At 43.3% G+C, this 10,563-nt stretch carries 9 protein-coding genes and 1 riboswitch; of the genes, 2 read left to right on the forward strand and 7 right to left on the reverse strand.

Annotated elements, in window-relative coordinates; all coding sequences use genetic code 11:
• Window positions 1–52 precede the first annotated feature (52 nt).
• Window positions 53–502: an RNA recognition motif domain-containing protein gene (locus QTO00_RS07985; RefSeq protein WP_331424143.1), complete on the forward strand. Its 450-nt coding sequence runs from the start codon at window positions 53–55 to the stop codon at window positions 500–502.
• Here QTO00_RS07985 and murI read toward each other — a convergent pair.
• Genes murI through QTO00_RS08000 form a run of 3 tightly spaced genes read right to left on the reverse strand, consistent with a single transcriptional unit; the run spans window position 468 to window position 3,898 of the window.
• Window positions 468–1,268, reverse strand: a complete 801-nt coding sequence (gene murI, locus QTO00_RS07990; RefSeq protein ID WP_331424134.1) for a glutamate racemase — start codon at window positions 1,266–1,268, stop codon at window positions 468–470. The two genes, QTO00_RS07985 and murI, sit on opposite strands and share 35 nt — an antisense overlap.
• 46 nt (window positions 1,269–1,314) lie before the next feature.
• A complete protein-coding gene (locus tag QTO00_RS07995) occupies window positions 1,315–1,986 on the reverse strand; it encodes an ATPase (protein ID WP_331424135.1) in 672 nt (223 codons plus the stop codon).
• Window positions 1,987–2,038: 52 nt separating this feature from the next.
• Window positions 2,039–3,898, reverse strand: coding sequence for a TonB-dependent receptor domain-containing protein (locus QTO00_RS08000; protein ID WP_331424137.1), 1,860 nt, complete (start codon window positions 3,896–3,898; stop codon window positions 2,039–2,041).
• Between the two features lie 53 nt (window positions 3,899–3,951).
• Window positions 3,952–4,151, reverse strand: a riboswitch (cobalamin riboswitch).
• Window positions 4,152–4,347: 196 nt separating this feature from the next.
• Here QTO00_RS08000 and trmA point away from each other — a divergent pair.
• The gene (trmA, locus tag QTO00_RS08005; protein WP_331424138.1) at window positions 4,348–5,457 is read left to right on the forward strand and encodes a tRNA (uridine(54)-C5)-methyltransferase TrmA; all 1,110 of its coding nucleotides are present in this window, start codon (window positions 4,348–4,350) and stop codon (window positions 5,455–5,457) included.
• Window positions 5,458–5,689: 232 nt separating this feature from the next.
• On the opposite strand, the gene QTO00_RS08010 is transcribed toward trmA, so the two are convergent.
• From QTO00_RS08010 to QTO00_RS08025, 4 genes are all read right to left on the reverse strand, one after another.
• Window positions 5,690–6,907 (reverse strand): RelA/SpoT domain-containing protein, encoded by a 1,218-nt coding sequence (locus QTO00_RS08010; RefSeq protein ID WP_331424139.1) that lies wholly within the window; start codon window positions 6,905–6,907, stop codon window positions 5,690–5,692.
• On the reverse strand, window positions 6,904–7,371 hold the full coding sequence (locus QTO00_RS08015) for a Panacea domain-containing protein (protein ID WP_049845335.1): 468 nt from the start codon (window positions 7,369–7,371) through the stop codon (window positions 6,904–6,906). The genes QTO00_RS08010 and QTO00_RS08015 overlap by 4 nt, the downstream gene beginning before the upstream one ends.
• Before the next feature lie 178 nt (window positions 7,372–7,549).
• The gene (locus tag QTO00_RS08020; RefSeq protein WP_331424140.1) at window positions 7,550–9,421 is read right to left on the reverse strand and encodes a hypothetical protein; all 1,872 of its coding nucleotides are present in this window, start codon (window positions 9,419–9,421) and stop codon (window positions 7,550–7,552) included.
• Window positions 9,422–9,480: 59 nt separating this feature from the next.
• Window positions 9,481–10,563: restriction endonuclease subunit S (locus QTO00_RS08025; protein WP_331424141.1), on the reverse strand; the 1,083-nt coding region annotated here is incomplete at its 5' end.

The following is a 10,563-nucleotide window of genomic DNA, read 5'->3' on the forward strand; positions in this document are numbered from 1 at the left end:
TTTGTTAACAGTAGACCTAATTTTTCTTAAACCTAAAAAGTTGTATTCCAATATGAGTTCAAACAAATCGACCTTATTGATTGTCGCCTTAGCTGTTTTGGGCGGAATCATCTTTTCGCAGGTAGCCGTGTCTCCTGCTATAAGCTTTGTACTGGGTGTATTCGCTTCCGCTTTTATTCTTAAACTTTCAAACACCAATAAAGAACAAGACCCATCCAACGATCCATCAACTAAAACACTTTACGTAGGCAACTTGCCCTATAAAGCAAATGAGTCACACGTGAAAGAGCTATTTGCCAAACATGGTGAAGTTTTTGCCGTGCGCTTAATGAAAGATAAACGCACAGGTAAAAGAAGAGGCTTTGGCTTTGTAGTGATGGCTGCATCTGACACACAAACTGCCATTGAAGCACTTAATGAAAAGGATTATATGCAGCGGACGTTAAAGGTTCGTATTGCTAACGACCCTAAATCTCAATCGGAAAGTACTGAACAGGGCTAAAACCTAGTTCATGTAATGCAATGTTCAATGCTCCCTCTTCCCAAGGGGGAGCTGTTGAAAAAATCTCTTTTGTTCCTACCGTCTCAATCTTCAGTTCAAATTTATCTTTAAGTAGATCGGCAACCCTACGTGCTATTGCCTCTCCCGAATCAACCAACAATACATGGTTTGATAATGCTTGCTGAATTTCGGTTTTGATTAACGGAAAGTGAGTACAACCTAGGACAGCCACATCAACTTTATTGTCAATCGGGGCAAAAATTTTTTTAAGCTCGGCTTGATCGATAGCTTTCCCTCTGAGCTTTTCTTCTGCCATATCAACTAATCGGGTTGAACCCAATAGCTCGACAGGCTTGCTTTGAGAGAAGTCACGAATAAGGTCGTGGGTATAAGGGCGAGTAATAGTTGCCGGAGTAGCAACTAGGCCAACCGCTTTGTTAGCGAGATTCGAAGCAGGTTTGATTGCAGGAACAACACCAACTACGGGAATAGAGAGTTTGGCCCTCAAGGTTGGTAACACAATAGTACTAGCTGTATTACATGCGATAACGACTAAATCTATTTGATGTTTTTCCACCAGCGAGCAGACCAATGCATCAACACGTGCAATTAGCGTTTCATGTTGCAGTTCGCCATATGGGTAGGCTGCGTTATCGAAGATATAGAGGTAATCAAGCTGAGGTAATTTCGCCTGTATCTCTTTATATACAGATAGACCACCGACACCAGAGTCAAAGATTAGGATTTTTGCTTGTTGCTCGGACACTTGAATTGCTCACTACTTTACGACTTGGCAATGATACTCGCTGTAGCTATTTTGGCAAACATTGCGCGTGATAACGTTGATGAGTAAAGCGCTCTCCTTGCTCTTTATGAGTGAGCTCTAGTTCGAGCTTTCCTCGATAGCTCCGCGTTTCGGTCACTAGCGTGTGGAACTCACCATCTTCACCACAAAGGTCGACACCTTTAGGCAAGCTATCAAGGAAATCTTGGCTATACCATTGCCCACAATAGCTTGGTGTTAATGCATTACCATCCGTGGTAACAACTAAGGTTTTGATTCCACGCTCAAGGATCTCATGCGCTAAGTCCGCACTTTGTTGCCCAAGCAAAGGAAAGACACACTCCCAATCTGCAGGCTCTATATAGCTACGACGATACGCTTCAATGCCGTTGCAGAACATATCGCCAAAGGCTACGGCCTCAATCGCAAGTTCGCTTTGCTTTAACGCATTAACAATAGCTGCTTGATAAATCTCATTCGAGGGGAAAGTCTCTGGTAGCTCTATCTTTATCAACGGCAAGCCTAACAACTCTGCCTGCATATCTAGCACATCAATTGGCGTCGCTTGGAAGGGAACTTCATCTTTTACATAGGTCGTGTACAGACCGACCACTTGATAATCATGGCTTTCCACTAGCCTTTCTAGGGTTAGAGTTGAGTCTTTGCCACTAGACCAGCTTACAATGACGTTCTTTTTCATAATTTAAGTATATAGAGAAGTAAAAACCGCCCGAAGGCGGTTTGGATTTTAGTTAGAACTGGTATGAAGCATTTAGGTAATATGCTTGATCTTGCGTTTCATACTTGTCCACCGTTTGGTATTGAGCGTTAAACAAGTTTTCAACTTTAGCTCGTAGCTTCCATTGCTCAGTAAGCTGGTAACCTAATGTAAAATTCACAAGGCTATACGGATCCAGTTCCACAGTATTTTTTGCATCATCATAGCGTTTACCTTGGTATTGATAACTCAAGTCCCCACGCCAGTCATTGTGTTCATAGCTGACCAACCATTTTGCAGCAAAGTTTGCTCTGCGAGATAGTTCTTTATCTTGGATGTCTTCTGGTTGACCAAAGCTAGCAACATTAACTTTGTTGTTATGATCTAGGAAATCTAGCGACACTGAGTGTGAGAGTACACCAGTCTCAAACTGCGAGCTCACTTCAATACCGTTTATTGTCGCATCAGAATTCTTTAGCTCTTCACCTTTTGATTGATAGCTTACCAAGTTAGTAATTTTGTTTGAGTAACCTACAACGCGCACATCCGCTACTTCAGAGAAGAACTCAAATCCAGCCTCAAAACTCAAAGATTCTTCTGGTTTCAGGTCACTATTACCATAACCAGGCCAGAATAGATCATTGTATGTTGGTGCACGAAACGCAGTACCTCCAGAAGCAATCAAACGCCAATTCTGGCTAACAAGATAGCCAGCACCTAGCTGCCATGTCGATTTCCCACCATAGACTTCATTGTCATCATGACGAATACTTGCTTCAATTTGCAGGCCTGAGTGGTCATAGAAAGCCGAAGCAAATACTGCATTATTTTTGCGGCTAGTGCCATCATATTTCTGGTAACTATTGCTACTCCAAATTTTAGAATCAGCTACTGAGTCTTTAGTTAGATCAACACCTGCATTAAGTGCAAAGCTCTCAGAGACCTGATAAGAGTTCAGCCAGTTGAGTGCATCACGGTCAGTGATTAAGTGACTACCCGGATCATCACCACCTTTATTGTTGCTATCATCCCGGTTGGTAGATAGGGACAAAGAAGAACGGTATTTTTCACCGACATAACTTACAACAGCAGCATAGTTGAACAGTGTTGATTCTTGCTCATCTGACGCTGTAGAACTGTAAGTATCGTAGTCATTCTCTCCCTTGTAGTAAAAGCCCATTACTTTGGCAGACCACTCTGGTGAAAAATTTGTCCCAACTTCTAGCGTTAGGTCTTGACGGCTATAACCATCTTCATCAGGTTGAGCGGGACCTGTGCCTACAACATCGAAACCATCTGACGCTTCAGTGTTTACAGACATATTAATCCAAGAGTTCTGACCGACTTTAGAGCTCACTCCAGCAGCGCCTTGGCGATAGTTATCAGTACCAGCTCCTACTTGAACAGTACCAGAGTCAACATCAGCACCTGATGAAGTAATGATGTTAATGACACCTCCTATTGCATCTGCACCATATACCGCAGCACGAGCACCTTTTACTAACTCGATACGTTCAACACCACTTAGAGGAATAGCTGAGAAATTCGCACTACCAGTTGTAGCACTACCTATTCTCACCCCGTTATAGAGAACAATGGTTTGATTCGATGAGGTACCGCGAACAAAGACTGAACTGTTTTGCCCGCGTCCGCCATTTTGTGTTACTTGCACACCGGGTAATAATGCTAAAGCTTCCGTTAGAGATTTAATTTGCAGATTGTCAATTTGCTCTTTGGTTACAATGTCGACTGTTGCTGTCACTTGACCAACTGACTGCTCAAAACGACTCGCGGTCACCACCATGGTCTCATCAGCGGATGCTTGTTGAGCGTAAGAAAGAGGGGCGTACGGAAGTAGCGATGCCACAGCAATCGCCAAAATAGATCGGTTCATTTTATAATCCTAAATCGCGTTAATCCTACCGAGCATGGAATTTTGCTTCCACTACCACTGCTCAGCCGCTGGCAGGTCTTCGGACTCAAGAGCTCGGCATCGCCTCCTACTTACTCGACTTCCCACACTAGTCTGTGCAGTGTCATTTGAGCTTTCGTTCTCTTTTACCGCTGCGCGTCAGTTCTGGATTTTCACCAGATTCCCTTTTCAGCCATCTATACATCTAGACAGCACCAGCTTGGCGACGATGTTATTAACCTATTGATAGTTTGTCCAGACAATAATTGAACTTTTCACGAGACAAATAGCGAACTAATGTCTCCATTGAGCTGTTTACGCACTATCTTTTAGTCATTATTAGGACAACACTGGACATAGAGCTGAGATTGAATAAAATCTGCGCTCCTGACTAAATACAACCTCGACAGGTTCAACCTAAGGCAATATTCATGGCGAATCTTGATGTAAACCCTCAACGCTACCAAGAACAACTGGCTGAAAAAATCGATCGTCTCAATGAGATGTTCGCGCCTTATGATGTACCTGAGTTGGAAGTTTTTGAATCTCCACAGCAACACTACCGCATGCGTGCAGAGTTTCGTATTTGGCACGAAGGTGACGACATGTACTACATCATGTTTAACCAAGAGACTCGCGAAAAATACCGTGTGAATCAGTTTCCAGCAGCTAGTCATCTAACCAATGACTTGATGCCTCTGCTTATTGATGCAATGAAGGACAATGACTCACTACGTCGTAAACTGTTCCAAGTCGATTTTCTTTCAACGCTAAGCGGAGAGATCTTAGTATCGCTTCTTTACCATCGCCAGCTAGATGAAGAGTGGACTGAAAACGCCAAAACACTTAAACAACGCCTAAACGATGAGGGCTTTAACCTAAACATCATTGGCCGCGCACGTAAGATGAAAATTGTCCTCGATCGTGATTACGTGATTGAAAAACTCGACGTCAATGGCAAGCCATATATCTACCAACAAGTAGAGAACAGCTTTACCCAGCCAAACGGCAAAGTAGCGGAGAAGATGCTTGAGTGGGCAGTTGACTGTACGCAAGACAGCACGGGCGATCTGCTAGAGCTGTATTGTGGTAACGGTAACTTCTCACTGGCACTAGCACAAAACTTTGAGCGCGTACTCGCGACAGAACTGGCTAAACCATCTGTAGTTTCAGCTCAATACAACATAGCTGCTAACAAGATTGATAACGTACAGATTCTGCGTCTATCTGCGGAAGAGTTTACAGAAGCGATCGAAGGCAAGCGTGAGTTCCGCCGTTTACAAGATGCGGGCGTTGATCTTAAGAGCTACAACTGCAACACAATTTTTGTTGATCCGCCACGTGCGGGTATGGATATCGCTACCTGTAAGATGGTTCAAGGTTATGAACGTATCATGTACATTTCGTGTAACCCGGAAACATTGAAAGAGAACCTAGATGTGCTGTGTGAGACACACAAAATCACACGATTTGCTCTATTTGACCAGTTCCCATATACCCACCATATGGAAGCGGGCGTACTCCTAGAGCGCATTAAATAAGGGGATCACTACTTTTAAAAAGTATAAAAATTGACTCAGGGTACGGCGTGGGGTACGGCAACACTTAAAACCACCTTCGCTCCGTAACGAAAAGCCATTTGCGGTTCAGTTTGAGTTACTCTCATGAAAAATGCAAAAAATGAACAGATCAGCTTTTTGCTGAACTTAAGGGAAAAAGAAGTACATTGGACTTATTGTAATATTTGCAATGCAGTGATTGCTAATAAACAAGCTATGCCTGACTATGACCTGATTGCATTGCCTCTTCGAACAATGTGATGAATGAGGCACAGTCACCTAGATAATTGGGGTATGCATCTGACAGCTGCCCCATGTTTTTTGTCGATATGAGCAAGGTGTTGAGCCTAGCATGGCTACGAGTCATCTTCTCAGCAGCATTGTAGACTGAAATAGCTTGAGAATGATTCTCAAATTCTTCACTGAAGATTAACTTTAGTTCTGCTTCATCAATCACTAAGAGAACATGCTCTGTTGAGCTGTCACAACAGTCTTCGACTTTCTCAGATAATACTTTAAAGCTCCTCAGCCGAGCCAATGCGTTGAGCTCACAATTCAACTCACTCAACCTAATAGAGAGTCTTGCTTTGTCATCATCACTTAACTCAATAGCACCTTCTGCATCAGCAATGTACTGGCTCATGATGGAAAGAAGCTCTTCCCACTGAATCTGCAAGCTATCTTTGTCTTCATCTGGGCTATGGGAGTGAGTCTTAATTTTAGTCCCTTCCAAGATATCGACGATCTCTACCGTCGTTGCCCAAAGGTGCTGGAGACGTGTACGCAGTTGAGCTTCGATATTAAAACTTTTGCCACTAGCATGGTCATACCGATAGATAAGATGCAAACTCCGGTAACCACAATCATTGGGCTTTGGATTGGTGATGTAATCATCAATATCCTTTATTTTGACCCGGCCTACTTTTTCAACAGTAACTTGCAGTCGCTCTATTGCTTTCTCCAATGATCCAAGATCAGGAAAAATTGCCCGACAACCACCAATATCATTCATGTTGGTCACACAGGTCGCATTCGTCGTCTCACCATCAAGAGATTTACGCTGTAGCTTATCGATTATGGTCTCTAAACGCTTGAGACGTGTTACTGGTTTAACATCAATTCCAAGCTCGCGGCAACAGCGGCCAACGAGATAAGCGATAGTATTCAGTGGTTTTTCGTGAGCGGCGCGAAACTGCTGGATTGTTGCTGTAGCGGACTTAAGGTCGCCCTCTTTTTTGCGCAGTCGTCGTCCTGCTTTTTTCACTCCATTGTTGGAGTATGAGAAGTCTTCTGTGGCACTTTCATCAACCGTTCTCTCAAGAAAGTCTTGAAAGTCCAGCTCATAATCATCTTGAAAGTTTATTGAGGCCTGTTCGGCGGTAGGTGTGTCGTCAATCTGAAAACTGACGACACTTTTTTCTTTATCACTCACAGGCTAGCTGTTCGACCTGATTGTTTGATTTGAGTGTAATGGGCTTGGATCAAATGGTCTGGGATCACTTTCTGATGTGTGCCATCCCATACTTGATGCCATGGGCTACCCTCTCGGTGAGTCAGGTCTACAAGCTGTGGGCCCGTTAAATCACCAAGTTGCGATACTACGTCTTTGACAATAGACTCGCTCTCTTGGTCTAAAGCCACATCGCATTGTTCAGTGATCACGCTACTACCGTATGATTTAAATCGGAAGTAGACAGAAGGGACTACAGGGCCAAACTTCCACGCAAATACATCATCCACGACAAGAGGACGCTGGAAGTGTGCCAATGATAAACCGTGACAAACGTAGGTAAGCTTTTGTAGCTGTAAATTGGAGAAGCATTTACCTTGCTCTTTCGCATGCTTAAGCAAGCTCCATGCAACGTCTACAGCACTGTATGTGTGATATGCTTTCATCTTCTTATTCCAATTTCGTCCAAATAGTTTACTTATTTCAGTCGATGCAACGCCAAAAGTGTAAACCATTGCTGTATTTAAAGACAGTAATTTTGTTCTCAGTTAGAGGCTCGTTCGCAAATTTTAGCTACGTATTCATGCGAACAACCAACTTCATAGATGGTAATGTACGGTAACATTACCACCTTGAAATAGAGCCTCTTACACGCTGTACAATTACTGCGTCATGGCTAGTGAAGTGGTTTAAGCTTGAGAGTTTGGTATATATTGGGCTATTTGTAAGCTCCAATTCATCTGCATATACGTTGAGTGCGTTAAGGAGCCAACCACCAAGTGCAACGATAGCGCCACCTTTGATTCCTGCCATCTCCATTCCAGCCCCAGCAGCGACAGAAGGGAATCCTGATATGTTTAATCGAGACATTCGTTTTTTATTTTTTTCAATTTTAGCCACTTCTTCCTTAAGAGCTCTCAGCTTATGAAACCGCTCACCCTCATCCATACCCGCGAACTGATTAACGATATTAGGCAACGACCGCATAAGGCTATTAGACAACGCTGAGTCGAGCTCAAGAATGTCCATATCGTTATCAATAGCAAATATCTCATTAAGTAGTATGCCTAACTCAGATTCTTCGATTTGCTTAGACTTAGCGCTAACTCCGTTGTAAAAACCACTTATCACCCGACAAGCTTCAACCTCAGAATATTGCTCCCCATCAAACGGGAAGTGATGAGCCCTAAGTCCTTGGGCATATTCATACGCCATCGCCGCTGTAGATAATTCAAGGTGAATATCCCGTCCTCTGCGCTCAAATCCTTTGGCTGCGATGCCAGCAACTCCAAGTCGATGAGTAGATACCGCTCCCTCTTTATTAACCATGTACTCACCATATTGCCATTGTTCCGAAAGCACTTGCGCAAGGTTTTGTATCGACGGGCTTTCAATACGAGAACATTGATGAAGGAAATGAAATTGCTCATCACTTGAGAAAGTGGTCCCAATTATTCCTGACTTATTCTGTATACCTCGAATAGTTGAGGCAGCAAGCCGCCTTGAAAAAATTATCGAGTCTGGTGCAACCATAAGGATATCCACCAGTAACTCCTGAGAATAACGGTGGAGATTCTGTGGCACTACAAACAGTAATCGACCGCGTGCTACCAGCTCTTGAAACTCATATTTACCCAGCTTAAACATCTCATAGAAGTACTCTGCGCCTTTATCCAATGGCAATGCAATGATGACTTGTTCGTACAGAGTTAAGTAAACCCTCAAGTTCTGACGCGGAAAAACAGACGCATCTACGAAACAACGTGACTTATTTTCAACAAACTTAGGTAACAGAAACGGGGCTTTTTGGTCTGCCTCATCACCACTAAATACCGATTGTCGATTTTGAGCCCAAAAATCTTCATCCTCCTCATATCTTGTGAGCAAAGGCTTGGAGAACTGCCTTTGCATTAACCCACTAGCGGTGAGTAGTAGGTTATTGTGAGTATTAAGTTTGTACTCAACCTTTCCTGGAAAGTGGGGGATGGTAGAATCGAATTTAAATACAAAGTCATAACCTTGATAGCCTAGAGCTTCACAAATTAGCTGAATCTCTTCTTGTTCACTGCTCGTTATCTCAGATTTGAAGGTCAGGTTAAACTGGTTGGTGTTAAACAAAAAGTCCACATGAAATGGATGATATTTCTTAGGTATGTGTAGCACGAACAAGTTGATGGTTTCAGGTATCGTCATTGGCTGTCCATGCGTTAACGTCTTTTCCAACCTGCTGCGCGATTCAATCAAACGAAACCGTTGTGCCACCTTGCTCACTATATTGCCTGTTGGTACGCCTGCGGTATGATACTTACGATAATGTTCATTTAGTTCATCAAGCAGTGTGTCATTACCTTCTACATCCGATATAACGGCATATAGCCCCTGACCATCAGTAAAAAGACCTTTATGGTCATACTGGTGAGTATCAAAACGGAATCGCTCATAGTCGTGTCTAATCGCATCCATAACAGGAATACTAAAAGGAAATGCTTCAGTCATACTCTTTCCATCCAAAACATAAAAAAGCACGCTTGGTGGCGTGCTTATAGTTTTATCATTTATGCTTTCGCAGCGCGCTTCTTAGCTGCTTCTGCTTTCTTAGCGGCTTTGGCTAACGCCTCGGCTTCGGCGCGGGCCTTGGCAATGCGCTCTAGTAGTTTGTCGGCGGGCTCGTCATTTGGATCTTGCTCCACCAACTCACCACGAAAGGCTTTAGCTAGAATGCTTTGTGTAAGGTTATCCACCCTAGCTTGGGCTTTTTTCACCTGCGCTTCGATGGTGTCGGCAAAGGCAAAGTACTGGTCGACTAGGCGGACGATTTCTTCAGCCTCATTAATGCTTGGTAACGGTATGGCAAAACTTCTTATATCATCTAATCCTAATCCTGCTTTTGTCGCTCCCCGCTTTAAGGAATCGACTTGCTTGATTCCGATATTCTCAGCCGCAATACACAACGAAATGTACTCTGAATAACTTTTGAGGTTGAGGCGAGCTAGAGCAACGTGCTGATTAATGTAAGCCTCTCCTATATCTTTTGACACATGAGCAACTCTGCCAACATCTGCGGTAATTGATATAAGCAAATCGTTTTGCTCAACAAGAGAGCGCTTACCTTCTACATGATCAGGTAGATCAACGTAAATGACGTCACTTAAATCTAATTCTGTAGAAATGTAATTCAGATTTGTCATTCGAACAAATAATGCACCATTATCAGCATAGTATTTTGCCCAACCTCTGGAACCACTTGTAACGTAGGAGAACAGCTCTCCAGCTGGTACTACTTTCCAAGCATCCGGGAGTTTAGGTAACGTTGACGCTGCCTGATTGAACAAATCACTTTTATACTTCGACTTACCATGTTTTAGTTGAGATTCCGCTAGAGAAGCTTCATCAAAAACGGCTATATTTATTTTGCGCCACTCTTCCGTCAATTTGCCCGATACCGCTGAAGCCAGTACCGATTGGCGGAAGCGTTTGAGTAAATCAGGGATGCCATCTAAACGCGCTTTGATGGTATCGACCTGCGCCAATACCTCATCGAGTTTCTGAGCTATACGAGCTTGTTCATTTTGAGGTGGGACTGGGAGTAACGCTTTTTTTACTAAGTCACCACTAATATTCTTTACCACCCCTCCTAC

Origin of the sequence: Vibrio sp. M260118 (genome assembly GCF_036533755.1) — a bacterium.
Taxonomy (GTDB): Bacteria; Pseudomonadota; Gammaproteobacteria; order Enterobacterales; family Vibrionaceae; genus Vibrio.

What these genes read in the sequence shown, in the direction of transcription:
- QTO00_RS08020 (WP_331424140.1), bottom strand. Translation starts at nt 9,421, where the DNA reads ATGACTGAAGCATTTCCTTTTAGTATTCCTGTTATGGATGCGATTAGA.
- QTO00_RS07995 (WP_331424135.1), bottom strand. Translation starts at nt 1,986, where the DNA reads ATGAAAAAGAACGTCATTGTAAGCTGGTCTAGTGGCAAAGACTCAACT.
- QTO00_RS08000 (WP_331424137.1), bottom strand. Translation starts at nt 3,898, where the DNA reads ATGAACCGATCTATTTTGGCGATTGCTGTGGCATCGCTACTTCCGTAC.
- trmA (WP_331424138.1), top strand. Translation starts at nt 4,348, where the DNA reads ATGGCGAATCTTGATGTAAACCCTCAACGCTACCAAGAACAACTGGCT.
- QTO00_RS08015 (WP_049845335.1), bottom strand. Translation starts at nt 7,371, where the DNA reads ATGAAAGCATATCACACATACAGTGCTGTAGACGTTGCATGGAGCTTG.
- QTO00_RS07985 (WP_331424143.1), top strand. Translation starts at nt 53, where the DNA reads ATGAGTTCAAACAAATCGACCTTATTGATTGTCGCCTTAGCTGTTTTG.